Origin of the sequence: Hyphomicrobium sp. 802 (assembly GCF_000526135.1) — a bacterium.
Lineage (GTDB): Bacteria > Pseudomonadota > Alphaproteobacteria > Rhizobiales > Hyphomicrobiaceae > Hyphomicrobium_B.
Genome location: NZ_JAFM01000001.1, coordinates 2,061,679 through 2,087,399 on the forward strand (window position 1 = coordinate 2,061,679; position 25,721 = coordinate 2,087,399).

The following is a 25,721-nucleotide window of genomic DNA, read 5'->3' on the forward strand; positions in this document are numbered from 1 at the left end:
ACGTGGCCGGGTATGGGACTGATCCGTGGAGGATTTCGGATGTTGTGGCTCAGTAAGGCGGCGCGTAGCGTCGCGTACTCTATTGTTGCGGCTGTGGCGACAGTCGGACTCGTTGGCCATCACGCGCAGGCAGCTGATAGAGTCGTAAAAGTCTACAACTGGTCGGATTATATCGATCCTTCGATCCTTACCGATTTCACGAAGGAAACCGGTATCAAGGTCGTTTATGACGTCTTCGACAGCAACGAAGTTCTGGAAACAAAGCTTCTCGCAGGCGGCAGCGGATATGACGTCGTCGTTCCGACCGCATCGTTTCTTTCGCGCCAGATCAAAGCCGGCGTGTTCCAGAAACTCGATAAGGCCAAGCTTCCAAACTTAAAGTACGCATGGCCCGAAGTTTATAATCGTATCGCGCAGTACGATCCGGGTAACGAATACGCCGTCAACTGGATGTGGGGTACCACGGGCGTCGGCTATAATGAAGGCAAGATCAAAGAGCGCATGGCTGATGCGCCGGTCAACTCACTCGATATGATCTTCAAGCCGGAGATTGCCGCGAAGTTCAAGGACTGCGGCATCTATATGCTGGATTCACCGGAAGACATCATTCCGGTTGCACTCAATTACCTCGGCCTCGATCCGAATACGAAAAATCCGGAAGACTTCCAAAAAGTCGAAGATATGCTGCTGAAGATCAGGCCGTATATCAAGAAGTTCCATTCCTCCGAATACATCAACGCGCTGGCGAACGGCGATGCTTGCATGGCGCTCGGCTGGTCGGGCGATATTCTTCAGGCCGCGTCGCGCGCTGAAGAAGCGAAGAATGGCCAAGTCATCAAGTATAATATTCCGAAGGAAGGTACGCAGATGTGGTTCGACATGATGGCGATCCCGGCGGACGCCAAGGATGTCGACGAAGCTCTGACCTTCATCAATTATCTCAACCGGCCAGAGGTCATGGCGAAGGCTTCAAACTTCGTCCAGTATGCGAACGGCAACCTCGGTTCGCAGAAGTTCATCGATAAGAGCGTCCTCGATAACCCGGCGGTCTATCCGGATGCCGATACGATGAAGAAATTGTTCGTCCACTTGACGTGGGATAATAAAACCCAACGTGTCGCCACGCGAATGTGGACGAAAATCACGACAGGCCAATAAGTTCAGGGCCGCGCCAGAAACATACTGGCGCGGCTTTTTCTTTCTTCACTGTCGCCGGTGTCCCGGCGGTCAATTTCGATCGGTTGAAGGGAACTCTCATCATGTCTGTTGCGACTGCTCCATCCCAGGCGAACGCTGCTTCCTCGCAACGTGCAGGTCCGCGGACGGCCGCACCGCAGACCGGGTTCGCGCCGTGGAAGAATCCAGACCTTCCGCCGATGGTTCGCTTCGAAGGCATCACGAAACGGTTCGATGACTTTGTCGCCGTCAATAATGTGACACTCGATATTTATGAGAAAGAGTTCTTTGCGCTTCTTGGGCCTTCTGGGTGCGGAAAGAGTACGCTTCTCCGAATGCTCGCCGGGTTCGAGCGGCCAACTGAGGGTCGCATCATCGTCGCCGGGCAGGACATCACCGACATGCCTCCCTATGAGCGGCCGGTAAACATGATGTTCCAGTCGTACGCGCTGTTTCCTCATATGACGGTCGAGCGCAACATCGGTTTCGGCCTCAAACAGGAGGGGATGCCGAAGGACAAGATCGAAGAGCGCGTCGATGAAGCCATGGGGATGCTTGAGCTTCGTCAGTTCGCGAAACGCAAGCCCAATCAGCTGTCCGGCGGCCAGCAGCAGCGCGTGGCGCTTGCGCGCGCCATCGCCAAGAAGCCGCGCCTTGTTCTGCTCGACGAGCCGCTCGGCGCGCTGGACAAGAAGCTGCGGCAGCAGGCTCAGTTCGAATTGATGCGTATTCAAGAAACGACGGGGACGACCTTCATCATCGTCACGCACGATCAGGAAGAGGCGATGACGGTCGCGAGCCGCATCGCCGTGATGGAGAAGGGCCTTCTTCAGCAGGTCGCGACGCCGGGCGATATCTATGAGAATCCGAAGACGCGGTACATCGCGGGCTTCATCGGCGACGTGAATGTCTTTGAAGGCACCGTCTCGAATGTTTCGGAAGGCTGCGTCGAAATCGATGCGGCGGACGGCTACAAGTTCAAGACAAGAAGTGCAGAGCCCGTGACCGTTGGGCAGAAAGTCGGGCTGGCGCTGCGGCCTGAGAAAATCCGGATCGGGCGTGAGAAGCCCTCATCAGACGTCAACGCCATTCCCGGCAAAGTCGAAGATATCGGCTACCTTGGCTCAATTTCGCATTATCACGTTCGTACGGCTTCGGGCGAACGCATAACGGCGCTTCGTGCCAACGCGGCACACACGGTCGAGCAATCGATCACCTGGGAGGACGGCGTCTGGCTCGATTGGCCGGTCGATGCAGGCGTGGTGCTGACGGGCTGAGGTTGCACATATGCGTTCAAAAACTTCCGATCTGAAGCGCTGGTACGTGATCGGCGCGCCGTTTCTCTGGTTGCTCGTTTTCTTCCTCATTCCGTTCTTTATCGTCTTCAAGCTATCGCTTTCCGATGTCGCGACCGCGATCCCGCCGTACACGCCAACGTTCAGTTGGTCGAAGGGGATCGGCACGTTCCTCTCGCAGCTCGATTTCGAGAACTACACATTTCTTTTCAGCGACTCTCTTTACATCAATTCGTATCTCTCGAGCCTCAAGATCGCGTTCTTTTCGACGATCCTGACCTTGCTTGTCGCGTACCCGATGGCTTACGGCATGGCGCGGGCGCCGAAGTCTTGGCAGCCGACGTTGATGATGCTCGTTATCCTACCGTTCTGGACCTCATTTCTGATCCGCATTTATGCCTGGATCGCGATCCTGAAGCCCGAGGGCTTTCTGTCGTTGTTCCTGATAAAGCTCGGCATCATCAGCGAGCCCTTGCAAATCATGAATACGACGACGGCGGTCTATATCGGCATCGTGTATTCCTATCTGCCCTTTATGATCTTGCCGCTCTATGCCAGCCTCGAGAAGATCAATCCGTCGTTGCTTGAGGCCGCGCAGGATCTCGGCTCGCAACCGTGGCGCGCCTTCTGGCAAGTGACGTTTCCATTGTCGATGCCCGGCGTATTCGCTGGATGCCTGCTCGTTTTCATTCCGGCGGTTGGTGAGTTTGTCATCCCGGACCTGCTTGGCGGCTCGGATACGCTGATGATAGGTAAGACGCTGTGGACGGAATTCTTCAATAACCGCGACTGGCCGTTGGCGTCGGCGGTGGCGGTGCTGCTGTTGCTGGTGCTGATCATTCCGATCGTCCTGTTCCAGCGGCAGCAGGAAATGCAGCGGGAGGCCGGACGATGAAGGGACGCTTTTCCTGGTTCAACGCGACTTCGATCACGTTCGGATTTGCGTTCCTTTACATTCCGATCCTGCTGTTGGTGATCTTCAGCTTCAACGAGTCAAAGCTCGTTACCGTATGGGCCGGATGGTCGACGAAGTGGTACGGCTCGCTGCTTCAGAACCAGGGTCTCAAAGATGCGGCGTGGGTGACCATTCGTGTCGCCATTGTTTCGGCGACAGTCGCGACGGTGCTCGGCACGCTTGCGGCCATCACGCTTGTCCGCATGGGACGGTTCCATGGTCGAACACTTTTTTCGGGAATGATCTTTGCGCCGCTCGTCATGCCGGACGTTATCACCGGCCTGTCGCTGCTGCTGGTGTTCGTGGCGCTGGGCTTCGATCGCGGCTTCTGGACGATCACGATCGCGCACATCACATTCACGATGTGCTACGCCGCTGTCGTCGTGCAGGCGCGCCTGCAGGACTTCGACAAGTCGGTCGAGGAAGCTGCGATGGATCTCGGAGCGACGCCGGTCGGCACGTTCTTTCAAATAACGCTGCCGATCATCGCGCCATCGGTCGTATCGGCATGGTTGCTTGCGTTCACGCTTTCACTTGATGATCTCGTGATTGCGAGTTTCACGACAGGCCCGGGTGCGACGACCCTGCCGATGAAAATTTACAGTCAGGTCCGGCTTGGCGTGACGCCGGAGATCAACGCCATCTCAACGATCCTGGTCGGCATCGTAACGGTTGGCGTACTTTCCGCGGCGTTCTTTACCAAGCGGCAGACGGATCGGGCTGAGCGCGAGCGCCGGAAGGCTTTTGGTGCCACGGGCTGAGTTGCGACGAGCGGGTGGCTTAACGGCCGCTTGGCGGTATTGCTTCTATCCATTGCAAGGGCGGATTCCGATTGCGCGGAATAGGGAGCGGTGCGCGATGCTGGAGATGAGAAGTCGCATTTGTCTTTCGCGCCAGAGCGCGCTAAGCACCGGGCCATCGTGACAGCACAAGATTACATACGTTCCTATTACGCCGCGACGGCCAATGACCAGACGCGCTATCCGGTGCTCGAAGGCACCGTTAAAGCCGATGTCTGCATCGTTGGCGGCGGTTTTTCCGGCGTAGCGGCGGCGCTGACGCTGGCGGAGCGCGGACGGTCAGTCGTTCTGCTCGAAGCCAACCGCATCGGGTGGGGCGCGTCGGGACGCAACGGCGGCCAGATGATCGGCGGCATCAGCGGCGAAGAGGCAATCAAGCGGCAGCTTGGTTCGGCGGGCGCCAAGCTCGTGCGCGATATGCGGTATCGCGGGCATCAGATTATCGAAGAGCGGGTCGCTAAATATAAAATCGCCTGCGATCTGGCTTACGGCTGGATGGAGGTCGCGGCCCGGCCGAAACATATGGATCATATGCGCGCCTACGTCGAAGGCCGGATGAAAGATGGCGACGGCGATCAGATCGAGGTCGTCGAGAAGCATCGGATGCCCGAAGTTCTCGGCACGGAATCCTACTATGGCGGTTACATCGACCGGCGCAGTGGTCATGTGCATCCACTCAATCTGTGTCGCGGGGAAGCAGCGGCGGCGGCTTCGCTCGGCGTCAAGATTTTCGAAGGAACGAAGGTCGTCAATCTGTCGGGCGGCGCAAGGCCCTGGGTTCAGACCGAGCGAGGCCGCGTCGAAGCTGGAACTGTCATCATCGGCGGCGAGATTTTCGAAAAGTTCGGCCAGCCGGGGCTCAAGGGGTTGATGCTGCCCGCGGGCAGCTACATCATCGCGACCGAACCACTGACGGGCTCAGAGACGGCATCCGTCGATCCGCAAAATCTCGCGGTCGCTGACAGTAACGTGGTGCTCGATTATTTCCGGATGTCGGCGGATCGCCGCATGCTGTTTGGCGGCCGCTGCAACTATACCAACCGCGATCCGAAAGATATCGCTGCGGTCATGCATCCGCGAATGGTGCAGGTGTTTCCGCAGCTCAAGAATGCGCGGGTGGAATTCAAGTGGGGTGGGACGATCGCGATCGTCGTCAATCGCGTGCCCGCCGTCGGGCGGCTGTCACCGAACCTTTATTACTTCCAGGGCTATTCGGGGCACGGCGTCAACGCTACGCACATCATGGCCGAAATCGTTTCCGACGCCATTTGCGGTACGACAGAGCAGTTCGACCTGATGTCGCGGATCAAGCATGTGCGGCTGCCGCTGAGCGACGTGTTCGGCAACTACATGCTGGCGCTCGGGATGCTCTACTACCGCATGCGCGATTTGATGTAAGCGCCGCAGCAGCAGCGCCAACTACCAGCGAAGGACGCGCGGTCCGAGCAACGCGCCGAGGCCCGTCATCACCAGAACGCCGATCGAGTACCAGACCGCCAGAAACAGCGGGCTGTCGTCCGGGCAATGCGCTGCATAAAGCGTTGCGGATATGCCTGCCGATAGCAGGCCGCCGACGGCGCCGGCAATGACCGGGTGGGTCGTCGCGCCGTTGCGCAAGGCATAAAGCACGGCGACCAGCGGCGTCAGCGACAGCAGCGGAATGACGATCAGGCAGAAGACGGCGTTGTGTCCGACCATATTGGCGCGCCAGGCATCGCTCGGCAGGGCGAAAAGTTCGAGGAGGACACCGACGGCAAGCACCAGCGGTGCCAGGGCTAGCCACCACATCATTTTGCCCGGCTTAAAGTCCGGCCGCGCCAAGTCGCGAACCAAGAAGAACGCGGGAATGGCGACGCTCAGCGTCAGAACGAATTTGAAAAGGAAGCGCGGCGACGAGGTCACCAGTTCCATGAAGTGATCGCGAATGCCGAACAGACCGTAAAACACGAGGGCCGTGATCAACGTGCCAACGCCGACCGCCGTCGCCAAGGTCTGGGCGACAGGCGGCTCGACGCTTTTGGCGTCGGCAGCAAGGGCTTTGATCAGATCTTCGGTTCTCATATCTTCTTCTCTTGATAGGTCTCCGAGAGGGCCTTCAGGCTTCGGTGCAAAGCGACGCGTACTGCGACTTCCGTCATTCCAAGGCGTTCCGCGACGTCGCGTGCGGAATGCCCATCGATGCTTATGGAACGTACGATATCGCGGTTTTTCTCCGACAGACCATCGAGGATGCGATCCACGTCGCGGGCGTCGATGGAGGCCTGCTGATCGTCGCCTTCGATGTCGAATTCGGTGAGATCAACTGCCACTTCGGGACGTCGGCCGCGACGGCGCAAGTCGTCGATCATCTTGTTGCGCGAGATCGCCGAGACCCAGGGGCCAAGCGGCATCGATTGATCCCACGTATGCCGTTTCAAATGGATGGCAAGCAAAACGTCTTGCACCACATCCTCTACGTCATCACGCGGCACACCGATGCCGGCAAAGCCGCGCCGAACAACCCCTCTCAGAACCATCGACAGTTCGGACAGGAGTTTATGGTAAGCGTTCTCGTTGCCCGCGATCGCCGCGCGCATCAAGGTCGACCACTGAGCGTCTCGAGCCTTTCGGTCCAAAATAGCCCTTCTTCGTCGTCTTCGCTGCTCGTAGAGCAAACGTTACATCGTGAAGAAAATATTTCTGCTGCCGCCGAACAGCATATTTCGACTCCGCGCCGCATATGGCAGGGATGGCATAAACTGCGCAAGGTGACACGAAGCAAAAAACGCACTTTGGGGGTTAGTTAGCGGGCAGCCAAAGCCAGAGAATGGCGATGTAGGTCAGTCCGTGGAGAAGCTGGTCAATCCCCAAGGCCCACCAGAAGCCCGTATCTTTCGGCGTCCAGCCTTCGCGCGCGACGAGCCGCTGTTTCAGCCAATCGATATGATAGTGCAGGAGAAATTCGCCAGCGAGGAGAGCGGCGGCAAGCGGCAGGCCGCCACCCGGAAACAGCCAAAAAACGGGCGCCGTCAATACGATATGGATGAAGGCATGCAGCAGGCCGCCGGGCGCGCCATAGTGCCCTTTCTGCCGGAAAATCCCATCCGATTGCAGGATGAAGTCCGCGACGGCATGTTTCACAAGCAGATAGGTGATCGCGGCAAGCGCCGCGTGACCGGGTGACATGAAGCTCCATCGCTGCCGGACGGCGATGGGCAGACACCGCTCGCTTCGTCCTTTTTCGTGGTTTTTAGCGTAACCGGGCTGTCTGGAATGTCACCTGGGGAACAGGTGGCCTGGGCAACGCGGTGCCGCCCAGGACCAATTTCGGTGTGCAGATGGCGTCTTAATTCACGCGCTGAACTTCGACGAGGTTATCGGAGAACGTCGGGGCGCGGCCTAATCCGCTCCAGGCGTCCGACGAGATGCAATTGACGGAACCATCCGAGCGATTGAGCGACCGCCAATACCCGAGCGTCGCGACGACAACGCCGTCGGGAACGTCATCTGTTACGCGCGCGACGCCTTCGAAGTCGCCGCGGTCGTTGTAGACGCGAACCGGATCACCGTCGCGCACCGAACGCCTCTGGGCATCCCCGGGGGAGATCATCACGAACTGGTCGCCCTGCACTTTAACCTTGTGCGGCTCGTTGGCGTAGCACGAGTTCAAGAACGCGTGGCTTTTCGGCGAGATGATGTTGAGGGTATAGAGTTTGGCGCGTGTTGGGTTCGTTTCGGGCGTTTCGCGCGGCGGTACGAAGCCGGGAAGGGGATCAACAGGTTCGCCCGATTGCTCGCCCTCGTACATGGCGCGGAAGGGACCGGCTACGAAGTTTTTAGCGTCGTGCAACAGGAACTCGACCTTGCCTGACGGCGTCGGGAAGTTGCCGTTGGCGTGTGGAGTGCGGGTGTCGGCTGCCCCGACGTTGATCTTGAAGTAGCCGTGGGTCTTGAAATACTCCATGTCGACGCCGCCCATCTTCGGGTCGGTCCAATTTATGTACTCGGCGCACAATTCGCTGTCGGTCATTTTGAAGACGGGATCGTCGAAGCCCATTTCCTTCGCAAGCATCCGCCAGAGATCGCTCGTCGGCTTGCATTCGCCTGGCGGCTCAACGGCCTTCTGATTGTACGTCAGATAGAAGTGGCCCCACGACCACATCATATCCTCGGCTTCACCTGCCATCGCTGCGGGTAGGACGATGTCGGCATATTTCGCGGTGTCGGTGAGGAAGTGCTCTGCGACGACCGTGAACAGGTCCTCGCGCTGCAGGCCTTCGACAATTTTGTTCGTCTCGGGCGCCTGACTGACCGGATTGGTGCAGAAGACGAAGAGGCTTTTGATCGGCGGATCCAGCTGCATTTCGCCGGTCAAAGCCGCACCGAGACGCAAGTTGTTGACGACGCGGGTGCCGGGTTTGATCCATTCGGGGCGTGCGGCTTTTACCCAATCGATCGGGAAATCCCAGAGCGGCATCTGCAGCAGGCCGCCGCCGACGTGACGCCAGGAGCCGACGAGGGCAGGCAAGCTGCAGACGGCCCGGATCGCTTGACCACCGCCCGCGCTGCGTTCAAGCGCAACACCCAAGCGAATGACGGAGGGCTGCGCTGTTGCGAATTCACGAGCGAATTTTTCAATGTCCCCGGCGGGGACGCCGGTCGTGCGTGCAACGTACTCGGGCGTGAATTCGGCGGCGCGTTCTTTCAGCTCGGGAAAGCCGTAGGTGTGATTGTCGACGTAGTCTTGATCGACCAAGCCTTGTGCGATGATGGAATTGATGAAGCCCATTGCCAGCGCGCCGTCGGTGCCGGGCTTCGGGCAGATGTGCCAGTCCGCGGCTTTTGCCGTGCGCGAGCGATAGGCGTCGATCACAACGAGCTTCGCGCCGCGTTTCTGCGCTTCGAGCACGAACGGCCAATGATGCAGATTGGTCGAGATCGAATTGGACGCCCAGATCACGATGAATTTGGCGTGGACGAAGCTTTCCGGATCAACCGCGCCGGTCGGTCCGACTGTCAGAAGCCATGCCGTCGAGGAGCCCGAGGCGCAGAACGTCTTTTCATTCACGGTCGTGCCCAGGCGATTGAAAAACGGGTCGCCCGAATTGATGCCCTGCACGAGGCCCATATTGCCGAGATAGCTGTAGGGCATGATTGCCTGAGAGCCATGCTCCGCGATGATGTCGCGCCAGCGCGCGCCGATCTCGGAAATGGCCTCATCCCAGGAAATGCGTTTGAATTCTTTTGAGCCTTTGGGGCCGGTGCGTTTCAGCGGATAGAGCAGGCGGTCTGGATTATGATGATGGTCGGCGAAATCCTTGAGCTTCACACACAGGCCGCCGCGGGTCATCGGATGCTGTTTGTTACCGCGAACCTCGACGAGGCGGCCATTCTGGACCTCGTAGACCATTGCGCAGGTGTCTGGACAATCGTGGGGGCAGGCGCCGAAGAATTTCTCCCGCTGCGGTTGCTCGTTCATGTTTCCTCCGTGGAAAGCCCGCCCATTCTTGAGGCGTGTTCTTAACGTGCGTCAGTTTGGCACCGAAGCGACGGAGAGCGCAACGCGAAAGCGTTTTGGCGACAGAGAGGGAAACGCGTTCAGAGGTCGGCGGGAAATAAAAGTGGTCCCGCCATTGGGCTGAATTGGCACGAAAGTCTGAAAGCGCGCCATCTTCTGTCTTCAGATGAATTCACTAGCTTTTCCGGCATGCTAAGACGACAAATTGGGAAGACCGCGTGGGAAGGGTCGCAGGATATGTCGAAGGCGCTATTTCCAGGGCGACGGGTGCTTTGGATGCCCTTGAATCTCGATTGGGCGCCTCCCAGTCGGGCCGTCCAGCACTGTTGCGCCTCAATGGTCGATGCATTGCGATTCGACTGCAAGGACCATGAGGATCCCTTCGCGTGCGCGGATTCGCTGATCGTCTACAATGAGGTCATGAACGAATACGGGCTGATCATCCACGACGGCACGGCATCGTATGTCTTGATCGATCGATGCCCGTGGTGCGGGACGCGCTTGCCGCAGAGCCTGCGGGATGAATGGTTCGATGCCGTCGATGCGCTGCATCTGGAAGATGGCGTGCCACCGCCTGAACGTTTCCTATCGAGCGCGTGGCGCAGGATTTGATCGCGGCTGGCGATCAAGGGACGTCCGGAGCGGCGCAGGCATCCTCGTAGACGTGTATTGCTCCCTCGCGGTCGACAAATATTTCGCTGCCGTCTGCAGCAGTCTTCGAATGTCGCTCGACCGGGACCTTGCCGTGCGCGCCTGGAAGGTCGAGCACGTAGGTTGGCAGCGCCAAGCCTGAGAGGCGGCGGCGCAGTTCGATCATCAGTTGGCGGCCTTCGGCGATCGTTGTCCGAAAGTGCGTGGTGCCCGGGGCGAGGTCACCGTGGTGAAGGTAATACGGCTTCACGCGCAATTCGACGAGGCGGCGCATCAGAGCTTCCAGCGTGTCGGCATTGTCGTTGATGCCTTTGAGCAGCACGGTTTGGCTGACGAGCGGTATGCCAGCATCGACGAGGCGGTCGATTGCGCCGCGCGCCGAGGCGTTCAACTCTTGCGGATGGTTTGTGTGCAAACCAACGAATACCGTCAGCCGCGATGCTTTCAGCGCCGAGATGAGATCGTCCGTCACGCGCTCGGGATCGACGATCGGTACGCGGGTGTGCCAGCGCAGGATTTTAACGTGCGGGATATTTGAAAGCGCCTCCGTGATCTCGCGGACGCGGCGCGGCGAGAGCACGAAGGGGTCGCCGCCGGTCAGGATCACTTCCCAGATTGCCGGCGTTTTCGCGATGTAGTCGAGCGCCGCGTTGAGTTCCGCGGCGGAGAGCGCTTCACCGTTGTCCGGTCCCACCATCTCGCGGCGGAAACAGAAACGGCAGTAGACGGGGCAGACGCTCGCGATTTTCAGCAGGACGCGATCGGCGTAGCGATGGACGACGCCGGGGGCCGGACTTTTGATGCGATCACCGATGGGGTCGTCGCGCTCATGCGGATGCAATTCGAGTTCGCGGGCGCTGGGGACGAATTGGCGGCCGATGGGATCATCCGCAGAAGACGGATCGATCGCATTGGCGATGGCGGGTGTGATCGCAACGGCGTAACGCTTGGCGATATCGTGCAGTGTGGCACGATCTTCGGCGCGGGCGAGGCCCGCGTCGATGAGATCGTCAATCGATGTCAGCTTGCGTTCGATCAGCGTCATTTGGGCGGCCAGATCTCCGTATCGTGATCGGGGTGCTGGTAGGAGACGAGCGTTTTAAGGAACGGCGCCGCGTTCGGGTCTTCGAGCGTCTCGTGCTGCGGAAGACCCGCAACCCAATCGACATAGGGTAGCTTGGCTTCGGTGCCCCATTGGATTTTCGGGACGATTGTTTCTGGGTGATCGAAAGCGCCGATCGCGATTGCAACGCCGTCCGGCGCTTCGTAGGTTAGAGGCGTGCCGCAATCGGCGCAGAAGCCACGCGCGGCCGCGTTTGACGATTGGAATTTTTTCGGTTCACTGCGCGTCCAGACGAGATTGGCGCCGCGCACGCTGACCAGCGGCGCGTAGAAGCTGCCGAACGCTTTCTGGCACATGCGGCAATGGCAGACCGATGCGTCGATGAGTTCGCCCTCGACGCGAAAGCGGACCGCGCCGCATTGGCAACCGCCGGTGTGGATCTCTTTGGTCATCGGTCAATTCTCCCTCTCCCCATTCTCCTGCACTTTAGAATGGGGAGAGGGGACTTTGGCTGAGCTTATTTGCCTGGTTCCGGAAAGGGCGTCCATAATACTTGATCAATTCGCTCGGCGCCGGTGGCGAGCATGACCAGACGATCGAAGCCGAGCGCACAGCCTGACGATGGCGGCATGACGCTCAGAGCTGCGAGGAAATCCTCGTCGATCGGATAACGCTCGCCGTAGATGCGTTGTTTCTCCACCATCCACATTTCGAAGCGGCGGCGTTGTTCGTCGGCGTCCGTCAACTCGCCGAAACCGTTCGCGAGTTCGACGCCACAGGCGAAAAGCTCAAAGCGTTCGGCGACCTGCGGATCACTCGATACGGGGCGTGCAAGCGCAGCCTCCGCGACGGGATATTCATAAAGGATCGTCGGTGCGGGTGACCCGAGGCGGTCGTCGATCTTCTCGACGAGCACGCGGCTGAAGATATCCGACCATGTATCGTCAGAGGCAATGCGAATGCCGGCAGCTTCCGCGGCGGCGGCAAGTACTGCGCGGTCGAGAATGTTCTGCGATATCGCTTCGCGCAGCGGCATCCCGGCGAATTGCAGAAAAGCTTCTTCCAGCGTCAGCGCTTGGAACGGCGCGCCGGGATTACAGGTCTTGCCGCGAAAGGTCCAATTCGAGTGCCTGGCTGCTTCGGAGGCGATTTTCAAGATCGTCGCACAATCGTCCCAGAGCGTTTGGTAGGGCTCGTCGGCACGATACCATTCGAGCATGGTGAATTCCGGGCTGTGCAGGCTGCCGTGTTCGCGATTGCGAAACACCGGTGCGAACGCGAAGATTTTCGTTTCGCCGGCCGCCAGCAGTTTCTTCATCGCAAGCTCGGGCGACGTATGCAGATAAAGTTCGTGCCGGGAAAGATCCGTACCGATCAGATCCGTCCGGAAGGCATGGAGGTGTGTTTCGTTGCCGGGCGACACCTGCAGAATGCCAGGCTCGACCTCGGTAAAGCCTTCGCCCACGAACCAATTGCGGATTGCGGCCTTGATACGGCCCCGCCCGGCCAGAAATGGGCGGCGGTCGGCGTGGCGTTCGGGGCTCCACCAGGGGGATTGCTGCGACATGCTTGCAAATTGGGCGTTCAGGACAGGGTTGCCGCACTTGGCGGCAAGGGGCTAAGCGGGTATGAGACGCGACAGATTCCCTGAAGGCTTCCGCCGGCTGGCCGCCCATGAGGCGGCCGCAGCGCTTTGATTAAAACGGAGACGTACCCGTGGTGAAGGTTATTGCAAGCTCGGTCCGCAAAGGCAATGTGCTCGATCTGGATGGCAAGCTTGCCGTCGTGATGCATGCGGAAAATATCCATCCGGGCAAGGGTACGCCCGTCACACACCTTGAAATGCGCCGCATCGCCGATGGCGTGAAGGTTACCGAGCGCTACCGCACGACGGATCAGGTCGAGCGCGCCTACCTCGACGAAAAAGACTTCAATTTCCTTTATGAAGACGACATGGGCTACAACTTCATGCAGCCCGAAACCTTCGACCAGATCACCATTCCGAAGGATGTGCTCGGCGATCAGGGCCAGTGGCTGCAGGAAGGCATGACGTGCCTCGTGTCGCTGCACGAGGGCAATCCGATCTCGGTGGAACTGCCGCAGCGCGTGACGTTCGAGATCGTCGAAGCCGATCCGGTCGTCAAAGGCCAAACGGCGTCATCTTCTTATAAGCCCGCGAAGCTTTCGAACGGCGCCCGCGTGATGGTGCCGCCGCACATCGGCGCTGGCACTCGCGTCGTCGTCATGACGGAAGACGGTTCGTACGTCGAACGCGCGAAGGATTAGTTTTTGTTTACACCGGGCGCTCCCCTCCGGGGAGCCGGCCGCTCGGCGTGTTTTTTTAAGCCGCGCGTGACGAGAGTTCTTCGGCGCGCTGGGGCGCGACTTCCTCACAAATGACCTTGAACTCGGCCAGATAGTGCTGGCCGAACGACGTCACCATCGCGACGTCGGCAGCGTCGCGGCCGCGCGCGATGACGATGCGGCCGGTGCGCGGAACATTATGGCGCGCGTCGAACGTGACCCAGCGATGGTCGACGTAGGCTTCGAACCAGGCGCTGAAGTCCATCGGAGCCGGATCGGGCGGCACGCCGATATCGCCGAGGTAGCCGTTGACGTATGCCGCGGGAATGTTGAGGCAGCGGCAGAACGCGATGGCGAGATGCGCGAAGTCACGACAGACGCCGGTCCCTTCTTTGTAAGCTTCGAACGCCGTGCGGGTGGAGCGCGCCTGCTGATAGTCGAAGCGAATATGATTGTGTACGAAATCGCAGATCGCTTTCACACGTGCGTAGCCGGGCGGCACGTTGCCGAAGAGTTGCCAAGCGATCTGTGTCAGCTCATCGGTCTCGCAATAGCGGCTGCCGCTGAGGAAGTGCATGGCGTAATTCGGCAGGTCGGCGACGGGAATTTCTCGGGCGCCAAGTGGCGCTTCTTCCTGCTCACCGCTGTCGCGCACCACGGCGCGATAGCTCAGCTTCAGTAAGCCTTTGGGCGCAACGAGGCGCTGAGTGCGGTTGCCGTAAATATCCAGTCCGCGTTCGATAGCGATATCGGGAACGTTGAGTGCATCTTCGTAGATGATATCGCGACGACGGCCGGGGTGGACGTCGAGAAGCAGGAGCAGTGGCGTGGGGGCAGAAACTTCAAGTCCAATATCGTATCCGACATGAATGAGCATAATCGTACGCCCTCGCGACAAACAAGTTTGCCAAAAAACGTCATGCAGCAGTCGAATGTTCCGAAATAAAAGGCTGAGATCTGCACAAATATCCAGCAAAAATGCGCTGTTTGGCGTGTTCAGCCAACAAATCCGGCGCACACGGCCAACTTTAGTTCTGATTTTGCGCCGCGTTTTATTTTGCGTTGAAGATACTCAGCACGCAATCAAATATCCAACCGCAGTACTTTCACGGTCGTTCCGGCATGGAGCGATGGCGCGTCCGCGGGGATTACAACGAGGCAATTGGCGCGCTGGAGAGATTTGACGAGGCCGCTGTCCTGGTTTGTGAACGGCGTGACACGAGCTGGTGACGTCGAAACATCAAGCAAGCCGCGCATATAGTGTTCGCGTGGGCCGTTGGCGGGCACGGGGTCTGTCAGCGCAGCATCGATGGCTTGGAACGGCTTCTCAAGGCCGAGCAGACGACCGATGAGTGGCACGAGAAAAACGCGCGCACAGATCATCGCAGCAACGGGGTTTCCGGGGAGACCGAGGCAGTATTGCAGTTTACCGCCGACGTGACGTGAGCCGAAGAAGAGTGGCTTTCCCGGGCGCATCGCGATTTTGTAGAAGTCGAGCTTAGCGCCTGCGTTCTCAAGTGCCGGTCGAACCAAATCGTGGTCTCCGACGGACGCACCTCCGCTCGTGACCAATACATCGGCATCGCCGGCGGCTGAGATGAATTCTTCAAGCGAAGCAAGTGAATCGCGCGCGATGCCGAGGAAGCGCGCTTTGCCGCCCACCATTTCGACGACGGATGCGAGACCGTATGCGTTTGACCCCGAGATCTGGCCGAGGGCCAAAGGGTTTCCCGGAGTGACCAGTTCATCGCCTGAGGAAAGGATCGCGACAACCGGCTTGCGGACAACAGAGAGTTCACCGTAGCCACAAGACGCCGATATCAAAACATCGCGTGCGGTCAGGAGACGACCGGGTTCGATAAGGCACTCGTCCTTCGCAAAGTCCTGGCCTTTCGGGCGGATGTTGGCGCCGCACTTCGCGGTTTCTAGAACGGTAACGGTCGGGCCTGACGCGGTGGTGTTTTCCTGAATGACGACGGCGTCGGCGTCGTCTGGTACGCGGCCACCGGTAAAAATGCGGACCGCTTCGCCCTTACCAAGAGAACCATCGAAAGGATGGCCTGCACCTGATTCACCGACGAGGTTGAGCGTAGCGGGAACGCTCGCGATATCGTCCGCGCGGACGGCGTAACCGTCCATAGCGGAGGCATCAAAAGGTGGGTTGTCGACTTTTGAAATGACTGGGCTCGCCAGCGTGCGACCGTGGGCACGGAGCAGATCGACCGTCTCGGCGCTGAGCGTCGTGGCGTTTTCAAGGATGCGTTGCAACGCGACGGAAACGGGAAGCAAAGCCATGTGCGTCAGCCGCCTGCCGGGCGGAGACCGGCTTTGTAGGTGCCCGACTTGCCACCCTTTTTTTCTACGAGGCGCACGTCGCTGATGACCATGCCGCGGTCTACGGCTTTCAGCATGTCGTAGAGCGTGAGGCAGGCGACGGAAACAGCCGTCAAGGCTTCCATTTCGACGCCGGTCTGGCCGGATACTTTCACTTCCGACGTGACGCGAATGCCGGTCGGCGCATGCGAGATTTCGAAATCGACGGTCGCCTTCGTGATGGCGAGCGGATGACAGAGAGGGATCAGCTCATGCGTGCGCTTGGCCGCCATGATCCCCGCGATGCGGGCAGCAGCGATGACGTCGCCTTTCTTGGCTGTTCCGGTTTCGACGAGAGCGAGCGTCTCGGGCCGCATCGCGATGAAGCCTTCGGCGACGGCGTGACGTGCGGTGACAGCCTTATCTGATACGTCGACCATGCGGGCGTCGCCCTTGTCGTCGATGTGCGAAAGCTTGCTCATGACACCGGCGCGAGCAGGGTTTTGGTCGCGGCCGTCACGTCGGACTGCCGCATCAGGCTTTCGCCCACCAGGAAGGTATTGACGCCGACCTTTGAAAGACGCGCAAGATCAGCCGGTGTGAAAATACCGCTTTCGCCGACGATGATGCGATCGGCCGGCACTTGCGGCGCCAGATCTTCCGTCGTCTTGAGCGTCACTTCGAACGTTTTGAGATTGCGATTGTTGATGCCGACTAGGCGACAGTCGAGTTTTAGCGCGCGTTCAAGCTCGGCGGCGTTGTGGACCTCGGCGATGGCGTCCATGCCCCAGTCTTTCGCCGCTTCGGCGAGGTCGTGGGCCGTCGCGTCGTCGACTTCGGCGAGGATGATCAGGATGCAGTCGGCGCCCCAGGCGCGGGCTTCGGCGACCTGATAGGTATCGATCATGAAGTCCTTGCGCAGAACGGGAAGCGAGGTTGCTTCGCGCGCCGCCGTCAGGAATTCGGGCGCACCCTGGAACGACGGCCGATCGGTCAGCACTGAGAGGCAAGCCGCACCGCCGGCCTCATAGGCTTTTGCAAGCGCAGGAGGATCGAAGTCGGCGCGGATCAGGCCTTTCGAAGGTGAGGCCTTTTTGACCTCGGCGATGAGCGCCGGTTTCTTTTTCGCATGCTTCGCCGCAATGGCATCGGCAAACGGGCGTACGTGCGGTGCGGAGCGAGCGTATTCGGCAATGACGCGCAGCGGCTTGATGGTCTTCGCGCGCGCGACCTCATCGAGCTTGTATGCGGTGATTTTGTCGAGGATGTCGGCCATGGCTTAGATCCGGTCGTTCGTTACCGCGACGAGGCGGTCGAGCGCTCTAGCCGCGCGACCGCTGTCGATTGAAGCTTCGGCTTTGGCGATGCCGTCCGGCAGCCCATCGGCCTTGTCGGCGACGACGAGCGCGGCGGCGGCATTCAGCACGACGATATCGCGATAGGGGCCGGGCTCGCCCTGCAGCAGCGAATGGATAGCGGCAGCATTTGTGGCCGCATCACCGCCTTTCAGCGCTTCGATAGTGCTGCGCTTCAGGCCCGCGTCTTCCGGCGTCAAGTCGAAGGCGTAGATGTCGCCGTCCTTGAGTTCGGCAACGTGAGTGATGCCGGTCGTCGTCAACTCGTCCATGCCGTCCGCGCCGTGTACGACCCAGGAATGAACGGAGCCGAGCTTGCGCAGCACCTCTGCGATCGGTTCGACGAGTTTGCGGTCGTAGACGCCGAGGATCTGGCGCTTCACTTGCGCCGGATTACACAGCGGTCCGAGCAGATTGAAGATCGTCCGCAGGCCGAGATCGGTGCGGATCGGTGCCCAGGCCTTGAACGAGGGGTGATAGAGCGGCGCCCAGAGAAAGCCGACACCGGCATCGGCAACGGCCCGCGAGACCATGACGGGCGGCACGTCGAGCTTGACGCCGAGGGCTGCCAGAACGTCGGAGGCACCGGAAAGGGATGTCACGGCGCGGTTGCCGTGTTTCGCGACGATCGCCCCCGCGCCGGCCGCAACAAACGTTGCCGCTGTCGAAATGTTATAGGTGCCGCGGCTGTCGCCGCCAGTACCGACGATGTCGATGGCGCCGGGCGGCGCGTCGACCGTCGTCATGCGGCTGCGCATGAACTTGGCAGCGCCGGTGATCTCTTCCGTCGTCTCGCCGCGGACACGGAGGCCCATCAGAAAGGCGCCCATCGCGACAGGAGGGGCGATCCCGGACATCAGCAGGTCGAGGGCCTGTTGCGTGCCTTCGTCACCGAGCGTTTCGCCATCGGCGATGCGGTTCATCAGGCGCTTCAGTTCGCGCGCGGGATTTGTGACGGTGCTGGTTGCTGTCACGGGTCAGGCTGCCTTGCGGCTCTTGGGAGCAAGTCCTGCGAGGTCGAGGAAGTTGGCGAGGAGGGCGTGACCCTGCTCGGAGGCAATGCTCTCGGGATGGAACTGCACGCCGTGCACCGGATGCGACTTGTGCTGCAGGCCCATGATCAAGCCGTCGTCCGTTTCGGCGGTCACCTCAAGGCAGTCCGGAAGTGTCGCCCGGTCGACGATCAGCGAGTGATAGCGCGTGATCTCGAAGCGTTCCGGTAGGCCCTTGAAGATGCCTTTGCCGGTATTGGTGATGGCCGACAGCTTGCCGTGCATCGGGCTTGGCGCACGGACGACGTTGCCGCCATAGGCCTGGCCGATGGCTTGGTGACCGAGGCAGACGCCGAGCAGTGGAATGGTCGCGCCCGCCTTCTTGATGAGGTCGAGGCAGACACCGGCTTCGTTTGGGGTACAGGGACCGGGCGACAGCACGATGGCTTTCGGCTTCTGGGCCAACACCTCTTCGGCGGTAACCTTGTCGTTGCGAATGACGACGCTTTCGGTGCCAAGCTCGCCCAGGTAGTGGACGAGATTGTAGGTAAAGCTATCGTAGTTATCTATCAGGATCAGCATATTGGCCCTTGGTCTGCCGACATCCGACGTGCGCGCTGTCCTTCTAGCAGACCATGACATGCGCGCGACACGGAAAAATATGGATATCAGGACCTTCGTTTCAACGTTTGCAGCGTTCAGGTCTGCGGACGCTTAGGCGCGGTCGCGAGGCGTCAGGAAGGCTTCCAGATGCCCTGAAGCCGGCAGGAGGTCCTGCCAGCTTGTTTGCTCGAACGAGAAAACGGCCAGGGCGCAGGTGGGGAACTTGTCTTCCAGGCGGGAAATGGACTTGGCGTCGCCGGTTCCGGTGAGAAACAGCGCGAGGCCGTGCATGCCTGGGTTGTGGCCGATCATTAGCACCCGTTTGATGCCGGCGGGGACGGCCTTCAGGCGGCTGTAGAGGGTTTCTTGGCTGGTGAGATACAACTGATCGTCAAACGTCACTTCGGCGTCTTTAACGCTGGGGGTAATGAGCGCCAGCGTCTCGCGGGTCCGTTTTGCGGACGAGCAGAGAATAAGCTCGGGAGCGAAATTCAGCTCTTTAAGGGCCGCGCCCATCAACGGAGCCGCCATCCGTCCGCGATCGTTCAGAGGCCGATCGAAATCGTCGATGTCGGTGGCGTCCCAGCTCGATTTGGCATGGCGCAGAAGGGCGAGTGACAGCATTTCGGCCTTGGGCTGGCGTTGTGCGACGAGCGAACCTTATAGCAGGTCGCTCGTGCCGTTAAGCGATAGGCCATAGATTCGCGCCGTCGTCATGACAAGGTCCATCAGCAATGGATTACCTTCTGGCGCCGCTTTTCTGGATCCTGGGTCTCATCGCCAGCATCGTCTGGTGGGTGATCGTACAAGTTTTATGGATCGTGCTGTGGCTGCTGCTGCCGCTGGCGGTCGTCGCATTCATCGGTTTGCGCGTGGCCGAGCGCGTGCTCGGGCAGGAGAAGGTGCGGGGCTGGGTCAAGACCCGGACGCAGCGCTACGGCTCGGCAGCTTCGAAGCGGATGCAGCGTTGGATTTTCGCGCTCGGGGTGCTGCCGATCCGCGTGCTGTTCTGGTTTCCGATCTATGCACTCTGGCACAGCATCGTCAGCCTGCTGTGGCGGCCGAAGTGGTCGCCGTGGCAGCGGGCCTGGGCCAAGCGTTGGAAGGCAGATGCAAAGCCGCGCGGGGCGGGTAAATCAGCGACCTGAATACGGCACGTTCGATGCGCGCGATGCGAAGCGCACGGCTTCTTCGGCGGCGCGAACAACAGCCATGGCCTTATTGATGCATTCCTGTTGCTCGTTCTCGGGCACGCTATCGTGCACGATGCCGGCGCCGGACTGCACGTGGATCATGCCGTCCTTCAGAATGGCCGTCCGCAAGACGATGCAGGTATCCATTTCGCCGTTGGCGGAGAAATAGCCGACGCAGCCCGCATAAGGTCCGCGCTTGCCCTTCTCGAGTTCCGCGATGATTTCCATGGCGCGGACTTTCGGCGCGCCCGACACGGTGCCGGCCGGAAAACCCGCCATCAGCGCGTCGATGGCGTCGTAGTTTTTTTCGTCGAGCTTGCCGATGACGTTCGAGACGATGTGCATCACGTGGCTGTAGCGCTCGATGATGAACTTGTCGGTGACGGTGACGGTGCCTGGCTCGGAGACGCGGCCGACATCGTTGCGACCGAGATCAAGCAGCATCAAATGCTCGGACCGCTCTTTCGGATCGGCAAGCAACGCGGATGCGAGAGCTTTGTCTTCGGCATCGGTGGCGCCGCGGCGGGCCGTGCCGGCAATGGGGCGGATGGTGACGACGCCGTCGCGGGCACGAACGAGAATTTCGGGCGACGAGCCGACGAGCTGCATGTCGCCGAAATCAAGATGAAAAAGGAACGGCGACGGGTTGAGGCGGCGAAGCGCGCGATAGAGCGCGAACGATGGCAGATCGAACGGTGCGGAGAAGCGCTGCGAGAGGACGACCTGAAAGATGTCGCCCGCCTTGATGTATTCCTTCGCCTTCGCGACCATCGCCATATATTCGGCGGGTGCGGTGTTCGATTGCGGCTCTTGCAGCGCGGCGCTTGGGGACATCGTTGATGTCGAATGCGGGAGGGGCGCTTCGAGACGATCGATCGCGGCGGTGATGCGTTTCAGTGCCGTCGCATAAGCGTCTTCCGCTGGGACGTCGGGATGCGGCCGGACGGGTGAAACCAGGATCATCTCATCTTTGACGTTGTCGAAGATCAGCATCAACGTCGGGCGGATGAGTATCGCGTCGGGCACGCCGAGCGTGTCGGGCAGCATTTCCGGCAGGTTCTCGATCAGCCGGACGGTATCGTAGCCCATGTAGCCGAAAATACCGGCGGCCATTGGCGGCAGCGCTTCCGGCAACGTGATGGCGCTTTCCTGCAGCAGGTTGCGCAGCGATTGCAGCGTCGGACGATCGTCGCGCTGGAAGGCATCAGGGTTGGCTTCGGGCGAGCGATTGATTTCGGCGGTGTCGCCGTTCGCTTTCCAGATCAGGTCTGGGGCCAAACCGATGACGGAATAGCGGCCGCGCGCCGAGCCGCCCTCGATCGATTCCAGCAGGAAGCTCATCGCGCGATGCTCGGCGAGCTTCAAGTAAGCTGAAACGGGTGTTTCGAGGTCGGCGATGAGGCGCGTCCAGACGACCTGGGGTTTGCCCTCATCGTAGATGCGCGCGAACGCATCTGCGGGCGGACAGATTTCCGTTGCGGGTAGGGCCGAAAGGACGCTCACGTCATTCTCACTCGTCGCTGACGCCAATTGCCGACTTCAACTCAGCCTCGTTGACGGAGGCGCCGAGCTGTTTTTTCAACGTTTCGGTGTATTCCGTCAGCGTCTGGTTCGCGAGTTCCCGATCGAGCTGTTTGTTCAGCTCATCGGTTTCCGTCAGCGACGCCGGGGGCGCTGGAATGACCTCGGTGACCTTGAAGACGACTTGGGTCGTGTTGTCCGGCGACGGACCATAGCTCGCCTTGCCTTGCGGCAGAGCGAACGCTTGCGTGACGACGCCTTGAGATACGCTCGGCGGAATGGTCTTGCGTGTGAGCGGATCTGTCTTTTCGACCTTGTTCTTGGCTTCCTCCTCGATCGCTGTCATCGGTTCACCGCCGTTGACACGATCTGCAAGCTTTTTGGCGAGTTCGTCGATGAGGCGGTGGCGTTCGGCCGTGATGAAATCGGTTTTGACCTGATCCTTCACGGCGTCGAAAGTCTTTTGCTTCGGTGCATCGGTCGAAAGCACGTTGACCCACGCAAAGCCGTCGTCGCCAAGCTCGATGCCGGCGTCGTCGTTGCTGCTGTCGGGAGCGAAGGCGCGTGAGACGATCTTGCGAAGGTTCGGCGTCTCCATCACGGGCTTGCCGTCAGGCCCCAGCCCGGTGGCATCCGTCGCGGGAATTTCCTTGAACGGCAGCTTCATGCTGTCGGCGATCTCTTTCAGAGATTTGCCGGCGATGCGATTGTCTTCGATCTCGTCGTGCTTGTCCTGCAACTCGGCCTTGGCCTTTTCGGTGGCGAGCTTGTCGCGCACCTGATCCTTGACGTCGGCGAGGGTGCGGGTCACCCCCGGCACGATCTGGGTGACGCGCAGGATGACCGTCGCAAAGCGGCCTTCGACGACGTCGGAATACTTGTCCTTTTCGAGCGAGAAAGCGACGTCGGCGACCTTTGGGTCGATCAGAGACTTTTTCGCGACGAGACCGAGATCGACGTCGGTGTCCTTGGCGCCGGTTTCCTTGGCGATGTCGCCGAACGTCTTCGTGCCGTCTCGAAGGGCTTTCAACGCCGCTTCGGCTGTCGCTTTGTCTTTGAATGAGATCTGCTGGATGCGGCGCTCTTCGGGCGTATCGTAGGTCGCTTTGGACGCTTCATAAGCCTTGGCGATATCTTCGTCGGTGATATTGATCTGCTTCTTCAACGCGTCGACGTCGAGGGTGAGCACCTGGATCTTGCGATACTCAGGCGTCATGTATTTCGACTTGTCCTTGTCGTAGAGTTCCTTGAGCTTGGCTTCCGTCGGGTCGGCAACGGTCACGGCCTCGGGATCGATCTTGACCCATTCGATGACGCGCTTTTCCTGGTTGTAGGCGTGCATCAGATCGAACAGCGGTTTGGGAACCGTCTGAGCTTCGACCATGGAACGGATGATGGCCGCGCGCAGCTCGTCCTTGCGGCGCAGGGAGAGGAAGCCCTGTTCGCTCATGCCGATTTGCTGCAGCAGCGATTCGAAATTCTGTCGCGAGAATTTGCCGTCGGTCTGGAAGTCGGGATCGGACTGGATGCCTTCGACGAGCGTTTTATCCGACATCGCAAGGCCGAGCTGTTTGGCGTGCGCCTCAACGGCCGCTCCGGCAATGAGCTGCGCCAGCACGCGGCGGTCGAGACCGAACGCATGGCCTTGCTCGGCCGTGATGCGGCGCCCGGCCTGCTGCGAGAACCGGTCGAGTTCGTTCTGGAAGGTGCGACGGAATTCTTCGTCCGAAATTTCGGTGCCGCCGACCTTGGCGACGAAGCCCCGGCCCCAGCCGTTGAACACGTCATGGACGCCCCAGATGCCGAAGCTCATGACGAGCAATCCGAACAGCAGCTTGGCGACCCGGGTTTGGGCGCCGCGTCTGAGAGCTTCGAGCATGGGTAATGACGTCCCGTTGATGGAAGCGTGACGCAGCCGCGCGGAACGGCGTAGGGTCAGCAGGCTTCGAATGGCAGTTTCCGCGCGGGGCGCGGGTTGGATGGGCGTGATATGAAGCCCAGGCCGTTTCGGATTGCAAGGGTGCCTCTGATGAGGTTACGGAGTGTTCACTGGGGTGAGCCTCTAAAGAGGGCATGTTAGCGTCCGCAAAACGAGGAACGGCATGGGGAAAACTGGGCGCGGAATTCGGCCTCTGGTTGCGGGAAACTGGAAAATGAACGGCCTGAAGGCGAGCCTCAGTGAGGCGATGGCCGTGCGGGAGGCCCTTCAAGGGCCGCTCGCGTCGCTCCCTGCCGAGGTGATGATCGCCCCACCCGCGACGCTGATTGCCGGGTTTGCGGCGGCGCTGGGGAGCGGCCCGGTGCTGCTCGCCGGGCAGGACTGTCACCCGAAGCCGTCAGGCGCCCATACGGGCGATATCGCCGCCGAAATGCTGAGAGATGCGGGGGCCTCGGCCGTCATCGTTGGGCATTCCGAACGGCGAACCGATCACCGCGAGACGAGTGCAGACGTCAGGGCGAAAGCCGAAGCCGCCCACCGCGCAGGGCTCGTTGCTATCGTTTGTATCGGGGAGACGCATGCGGAGCGACTCGCTGGTTCGACGCTCGCCGTTGTGTGTGGGCAACTCGAGGAATCGATGCCGGAATCGTCCACCGCGGCGAATACGGTCGTCGCCTATGAGCCGGTCTGGGCCATCGGGACCGGGCTGACGCCATCTCCGGACGACGTGAAAGACGTTCATGGAGCGATTCGCGCGCGCCTGGTCGCACAGTTCGGTGCGGAAGGCGAGGTGATGCGCATTCTCTACGGCGGGTCGGTCAAACCCGACAACGCGGCGACGCTGATGGCGGTGGAAAACGTCGATGGCGCGCTCGTCGGTGGCGCCAGCCTTAAGGCGAGCGATTTTCTCGCCATAGTTCGGGCATATGAGAACGTCTGATGCACTTTATTCGCCGAACCATTCTCGTTGCCGTGCTGGTCCTTGCGCCGAGTGCCGCTTGGGCCACGAAGCCGAAGCTCGATCCGGAAACCTGCAACTCTTTGAGGCTTGAGCAGATCAAGTTTCGGCAGTCGGGCATCCTTAACGACATGAGCAAGGGCGCAGCCTGGGGTAAAGCCAACCTGTCGCCGGAACGGTTGCGCGAGATCCAGCACTATCTGGAGCTCGACGAGCAGGTTCAGTTCGGCTGCCGTGATGCGAAGGTAACCGCCGAGGCGAAGCGCGCCAGCGAGGCCGCGGCCCGGATCGAAATCAATTCCGACGCCGATCCGACGGCGCCGGTTGCCAAGGACCCGCCGAAGCCTGGGGCGGCAGGGGCGGACGGCAAGGACACGGCCCCTAAGAAGGCGGCCAAAAAGACCGTTCACAAAAGCAAACCGACGAAATCGTCAAAGGCGAAGAAGGCTGGCGACAAAGAGTCGAATGCCGGCTCGAGCAAGGGGGCGAATGCAAGCTCCTCTGTCGCGGAGGGTGAGGTTTTGCCCTGGGCATCACCTTGAATTGATAAGATATATGACCGATATCCCGTAGCTGCGTCCGAACGGCTTTTCGGCGCGGATTTGAGGACTGGCCGATTGGGCGAGGGTGGTGTATAGCCCGTCGCTCATCGGGTCTCGACCCGAACATTTCTGGAACCGGATTTCATGGCTACCGTACTCCTCGTCATTCATTTGATGATCGCCGCGACGCTTGTCGGCGTGGTGTTGCTGCAGAAATCGGAGGGCGGTGCCCTCGGAATCGGCGGTGGCGGCGGTGGCGGCTTCCTGACGGGGCGGGGCACCGCCAATCTTCTGACGCGGACCACGGCAGGCCTTGCGGCAGCCTTCTTCACGACCAGCATCCTATTGACGTTGCTCGCTAATCATTCGTCGCCGCGCGGATCGGTGTTCGATTCGGTTCCCGGTGCGGCGGCACCTGCGAACGGCTCGGCGCCTGCTGCCGGCAAGACCGAGCCGGGCCGCGGCGGTATTCTGGACAAGCTCGAACAGCCGCACGGGCCGCTCGTTCCGCAAAACCAGTAGTTCGGTTTCTGCACGTTTTATGTGCGTGACTTGAGCCTATAG

The 25,721-nt window shown here is 60.2% G+C and carries 27 protein-coding genes; 11 read left to right on the forward strand and 16 right to left on the reverse strand.

Features of this window, described 5'->3' with window-relative positions:
• Positions 1–39: 39 nt before the first annotated feature.
• From HYP802_RS0110385 to HYP802_RS0110405, 5 genes are all read left to right on the forward strand, one after another.
• Positions 40–1,158 (forward strand): polyamine ABC transporter substrate-binding protein, encoded by a 1,119-nt coding sequence (locus HYP802_RS0110385; protein ID WP_013947207.1) that lies wholly within the window; start codon positions 40–42, stop codon positions 1,156–1,158.
• A 101-nt stretch (positions 1,159–1,259) separates the two neighbouring features.
• Positions 1,260–2,453, forward strand: coding sequence for an ABC transporter ATP-binding protein (locus HYP802_RS0110390; protein WP_013947208.1), 1,194 nt, complete (start codon positions 1,260–1,262; stop codon positions 2,451–2,453).
• Between the two features lie 10 nt (positions 2,454–2,463).
• Positions 2,464–3,366 (forward strand): ABC transporter permease subunit, encoded by a 903-nt coding sequence (locus HYP802_RS0110395; protein ID WP_013947209.1) that lies wholly within the window; start codon positions 2,464–2,466, stop codon positions 3,364–3,366.
• Positions 3,363–4,187, forward strand: coding sequence for an ABC transporter permease subunit (locus HYP802_RS0110400; protein WP_013947210.1), 825 nt, complete (start codon positions 3,363–3,365; stop codon positions 4,185–4,187). The genes HYP802_RS0110395 and HYP802_RS0110400 overlap by 4 nt, the downstream gene beginning before the upstream one ends.
• 159 nt (positions 4,188–4,346) lie before the next feature.
• Positions 4,347–5,624, forward strand: coding sequence for an FAD-binding oxidoreductase (locus HYP802_RS0110405; RefSeq protein ID WP_024275686.1), 1,278 nt, complete (start codon positions 4,347–4,349; stop codon positions 5,622–5,624).
• A 21-nt stretch (positions 5,625–5,645) separates the two neighbouring features.
• On the opposite strand, the gene HYP802_RS0110410 is transcribed toward HYP802_RS0110405, so the two are convergent.
• From HYP802_RS0110410 to HYP802_RS0110425, 4 genes are all read right to left on the reverse strand, one after another.
• Entirely contained in the window at positions 5,646–6,287 is a 642-nt protein-coding gene (locus tag HYP802_RS0110410) for an NrsF family protein (protein WP_024275687.1), read from the reverse strand.
• Positions 6,284–6,841 carry a sigma-70 family RNA polymerase sigma factor gene (locus HYP802_RS0110415; protein ID WP_024275688.1) on the reverse strand — a complete coding sequence of 186 codons (558 nt, stop codon included), beginning with the start codon at positions 6,839–6,841 and terminating at the stop codon, positions 6,284–6,286. The genes HYP802_RS0110410 and HYP802_RS0110415 overlap by 4 nt, the downstream gene beginning before the upstream one ends.
• Before the next feature lie 163 nt (positions 6,842–7,004).
• Positions 7,005–7,391, reverse strand: coding sequence for a DUF3307 domain-containing protein (locus HYP802_RS0110420; RefSeq protein ID WP_013947214.1), 387 nt, complete (start codon positions 7,389–7,391; stop codon positions 7,005–7,007).
• Between the two features lie 160 nt (positions 7,392–7,551).
• Entirely contained in the window at positions 7,552–9,684 is a 2,133-nt protein-coding gene (locus tag HYP802_RS0110425) for a molybdopterin oxidoreductase family protein (RefSeq protein ID WP_013947215.1), read from the reverse strand.
• A gap of 276 nt (positions 9,685–9,960) precedes the next feature.
• Here HYP802_RS0110425 and HYP802_RS0110430 point away from each other — a divergent pair, with 276 nt between their 5' ends.
• Positions 9,961–10,335 (forward strand): hypothetical protein, encoded by a 375-nt coding sequence (locus HYP802_RS0110430; protein ID WP_013947216.1) that lies wholly within the window; start codon positions 9,961–9,963, stop codon positions 10,333–10,335.
• Positions 10,336–10,348: 13 nt separating this feature from the next.
• Here HYP802_RS0110430 and HYP802_RS0110435 read toward each other — a convergent pair whose 3' ends face one another.
• The 3 genes from HYP802_RS0110435 to epmA form a co-directional block, all read right to left on the reverse strand.
• Positions 10,349–11,419, reverse strand: coding sequence for a lysine-2,3-aminomutase-like protein (locus tag HYP802_RS0110435; protein WP_013947217.1), 1,071 nt, complete (start codon positions 11,417–11,419; stop codon positions 10,349–10,351).
• The gene (locus tag HYP802_RS0110440) at positions 11,416–11,889 is read right to left on the reverse strand and encodes a GFA family protein (protein WP_013947218.1); all 474 of its coding nucleotides are present in this window, start codon (positions 11,887–11,889) and stop codon (positions 11,416–11,418) included. Before HYP802_RS0110440 ends, HYP802_RS0110435 begins: the two co-directional genes overlap by 4 nt.
• A 65-nt stretch (positions 11,890–11,954) precedes the next feature.
• Positions 11,955–13,004 carry an EF-P lysine aminoacylase EpmA gene (epmA, locus tag HYP802_RS0110445; RefSeq protein WP_013947219.1) on the reverse strand — a complete coding sequence of 350 codons (1,050 nt, stop codon included), beginning with the start codon at positions 13,002–13,004 and terminating at the stop codon, positions 11,955–11,957.
• 149 nt (positions 13,005–13,153) lie between these two features.
• Between epmA and efp the strand changes: the two genes are divergently transcribed.
• Entirely contained in the window at positions 13,154–13,723 is a 570-nt protein-coding gene (gene efp, locus HYP802_RS0110450; protein ID WP_013947220.1) for an elongation factor P, read from the forward strand.
• Positions 13,724–13,778: 55 nt separating this feature from the next.
• Here the strand turns inward: efp and HYP802_RS0110455 are convergent, their stop codons facing one another.
• From HYP802_RS0110455 to HYP802_RS0110485, 7 genes are all read right to left on the reverse strand, one after another.
• Positions 13,779–14,618: a transglutaminase family protein gene (locus HYP802_RS0110455; RefSeq protein ID WP_013947221.1), complete on the reverse strand. Its 840-nt coding sequence runs from the start codon at positions 14,616–14,618 to the stop codon at positions 13,779–13,781.
• Positions 14,619–14,824: 206 nt separating this feature from the next.
• Entirely contained in the window at positions 14,825–16,036 is a 1,212-nt protein-coding gene (gene glp / locus HYP802_RS0110460; protein WP_013947222.1) for a gephyrin-like molybdotransferase Glp, read from the reverse strand.
• A 5-nt stretch (positions 16,037–16,041) separates the two neighbouring features.
• Positions 16,042–16,536, reverse strand: coding sequence for a cyclic pyranopterin monophosphate synthase MoaC (moaC, locus tag HYP802_RS0110465; RefSeq protein ID WP_013947223.1), 495 nt, complete (start codon positions 16,534–16,536; stop codon positions 16,042–16,044).
• Complete coding sequence (gene trpC / locus HYP802_RS0110470) at positions 16,533–17,330, reverse strand: indole-3-glycerol phosphate synthase TrpC (protein WP_013947224.1); 798 nt, start codon at positions 17,328–17,330, stop codon at positions 16,533–16,535. Before trpC ends, moaC begins: the two co-directional genes overlap by 4 nt.
• A gap of 3 nt (positions 17,331–17,333) precedes the next feature.
• The gene (trpD, locus tag HYP802_RS0110475) at positions 17,334–18,332 is read right to left on the reverse strand and encodes an anthranilate phosphoribosyltransferase (RefSeq protein ID WP_029670921.1); all 999 of its coding nucleotides are present in this window, start codon (positions 18,330–18,332) and stop codon (positions 17,334–17,336) included.
• 54 nt (positions 18,333–18,386) lie between these two features.
• Entirely contained in the window at positions 18,387–18,983 is a 597-nt protein-coding gene (locus tag HYP802_RS0110480; RefSeq protein ID WP_013947226.1) for an aminodeoxychorismate/anthranilate synthase component II, read from the reverse strand.
• A 132-nt stretch (positions 18,984–19,115) separates the two neighbouring features.
• Positions 19,116–19,628 (reverse strand): histidine phosphatase family protein, encoded by a 513-nt coding sequence (locus HYP802_RS0110485; protein WP_013947227.1) that lies wholly within the window; start codon positions 19,626–19,628, stop codon positions 19,116–19,118.
• A gap of 110 nt (positions 19,629–19,738) precedes the next feature.
• On the opposite strand from HYP802_RS0110485, the gene HYP802_RS0110490 reads away from it, so the two are divergent.
• On the forward strand, positions 19,739–20,152 hold the full coding sequence (locus tag HYP802_RS0110490) for a hypothetical protein (protein ID WP_013947229.1): 414 nt from the start codon (positions 19,739–19,741) through the stop codon (positions 20,150–20,152).
• On the opposite strand, the gene trpE is transcribed toward HYP802_RS0110490, so the two are convergent.
• Complete coding sequence (gene trpE, locus HYP802_RS0110495) at positions 20,141–21,700, reverse strand: anthranilate synthase component I (protein ID WP_013947230.1); 1,560 nt, start codon at positions 21,698–21,700, stop codon at positions 20,141–20,143. The two genes, HYP802_RS0110490 and trpE, sit on opposite strands and share 12 nt — an antisense overlap.
• 7 nt (positions 21,701–21,707) lie before the next feature.
• Positions 21,708–23,597, reverse strand: a complete 1,890-nt coding sequence (locus HYP802_RS0110500) for a SurA N-terminal domain-containing protein (protein WP_013947231.1) — start codon at positions 23,595–23,597, stop codon at positions 21,708–21,710.
• A gap of 223 nt (positions 23,598–23,820) precedes the next feature.
• Between HYP802_RS0110500 and tpiA the strand changes: the two genes are divergently transcribed.
• From tpiA to secG, 3 genes are all read left to right on the forward strand, one after another.
• Entirely contained in the window at positions 23,821–24,597 is a 777-nt protein-coding gene (tpiA, locus tag HYP802_RS0110505) for a triose-phosphate isomerase (protein WP_013947232.1), read from the forward strand.
• Positions 24,597–25,157, forward strand: a complete 561-nt coding sequence (locus tag HYP802_RS0110510; protein ID WP_013947233.1) for a hypothetical protein — start codon at positions 24,597–24,599, stop codon at positions 25,155–25,157. Before tpiA ends, HYP802_RS0110510 begins: the two co-directional genes overlap by 1 nt.
• 144 nt (positions 25,158–25,301) lie before the next feature.
• Positions 25,302–25,679, forward strand: coding sequence for a preprotein translocase subunit SecG (gene secG, locus HYP802_RS0110515; RefSeq protein ID WP_024275689.1), 378 nt, complete (start codon positions 25,302–25,304; stop codon positions 25,677–25,679).
• Positions 25,680–25,721: the final 42 nt, after the last annotated feature.

Bases quoted from the DNA above. Each gene is read 5' to 3' on its own strand.
- HYP802_RS0110385 (WP_013947207.1), top strand. From the start codon at position 40: ATGTTGTGGCTCAGTAAGGCGGCGCGTAGCGTCGCGTACTCTATTGTT.
- HYP802_RS0110390 (WP_013947208.1), top strand. From the start codon at position 1,260: ATGTCTGTTGCGACTGCTCCATCCCAGGCGAACGCTGCTTCCTCGCAA.
- HYP802_RS0110395 (WP_013947209.1), top strand. From the start codon at position 2,464: ATGCGTTCAAAAACTTCCGATCTGAAGCGCTGGTACGTGATCGGCGCG.
- HYP802_RS0110400 (WP_013947210.1), top strand. From the start codon at position 3,363: ATGAAGGGACGCTTTTCCTGGTTCAACGCGACTTCGATCACGTTCGGA.
- HYP802_RS0110410 (WP_024275687.1), bottom strand. From the start codon at position 6,287: ATGAGAACCGAAGATCTGATCAAAGCCCTTGCTGCCGACGCCAAAAGC.
- HYP802_RS0110420 (WP_013947214.1), bottom strand. From the start codon at position 7,391: ATGTCACCCGGTCACGCGGCGCTTGCCGCGATCACCTATCTGCTTGTG.
- HYP802_RS0110425 (WP_013947215.1), bottom strand. From the start codon at position 9,684: ATGAACGAGCAACCGCAGCGGGAGAAATTCTTCGGCGCCTGCCCCCAC.
- HYP802_RS0110430 (WP_013947216.1), top strand. From the start codon at position 9,961: ATGTCGAAGGCGCTATTTCCAGGGCGACGGGTGCTTTGGATGCCCTTG.
- HYP802_RS0110435 (WP_013947217.1), bottom strand. From the start codon at position 11,419: ATGACGCTGATCGAACGCAAGCTGACATCGATTGACGATCTCATCGAC.
- HYP802_RS0110440 (WP_013947218.1), bottom strand. From the start codon at position 11,889: ATGACCAAAGAGATCCACACCGGCGGTTGCCAATGCGGCGCGGTCCGC.
- epmA (WP_013947219.1), bottom strand. From the start codon at position 13,004: ATGTCGCAGCAATCCCCCTGGTGGAGCCCCGAACGCCACGCCGACCGC.
- HYP802_RS0110455 (WP_013947221.1), bottom strand. From the start codon at position 14,618: ATGCTCATTCATGTCGGATACGATATTGGACTTGAAGTTTCTGCCCCC.
- glp (WP_013947222.1), bottom strand. From the start codon at position 16,036: ATGGCTTTGCTTCCCGTTTCCGTCGCGTTGCAACGCATCCTTGAAAAC.
- moaC (WP_013947223.1), bottom strand. From the start codon at position 16,536: ATGAGCAAGCTTTCGCACATCGACGACAAGGGCGACGCCCGCATGGTC.
- trpC (WP_013947224.1), bottom strand. From the start codon at position 17,330: ATGGCCGACATCCTCGACAAAATCACCGCATACAAGCTCGATGAGGTC.
- trpD (WP_029670921.1), bottom strand. From the start codon at position 18,332: ATGAACCGCATCGCCGATGGCGAAACGCTCGGTGACGAAGGCACGCAA.
- HYP802_RS0110480 (WP_013947226.1), bottom strand. From the start codon at position 18,983: ATGCTGATCCTGATAGATAACTACGATAGCTTTACCTACAATCTCGTC.
- HYP802_RS0110485 (WP_013947227.1), bottom strand. From the start codon at position 19,628: ATGCTGTCACTCGCCCTTCTGCGCCATGCCAAATCGAGCTGGGACGCC.
- HYP802_RS0110490 (WP_013947229.1), top strand. From the start codon at position 19,739: ATGGATTACCTTCTGGCGCCGCTTTTCTGGATCCTGGGTCTCATCGCC.
- HYP802_RS0110500 (WP_013947231.1), bottom strand. From the start codon at position 23,597: ATGCTCGAAGCTCTCAGACGCGGCGCCCAAACCCGGGTCGCCAAGCTG.
- tpiA (WP_013947232.1), top strand. From the start codon at position 23,821: ATGGGGAAAACTGGGCGCGGAATTCGGCCTCTGGTTGCGGGAAACTGG.
- HYP802_RS0110510 (WP_013947233.1), top strand. From the start codon at position 24,597: ATGCACTTTATTCGCCGAACCATTCTCGTTGCCGTGCTGGTCCTTGCG.
- secG (WP_024275689.1), top strand. From the start codon at position 25,302: ATGGCTACCGTACTCCTCGTCATTCATTTGATGATCGCCGCGACGCTT.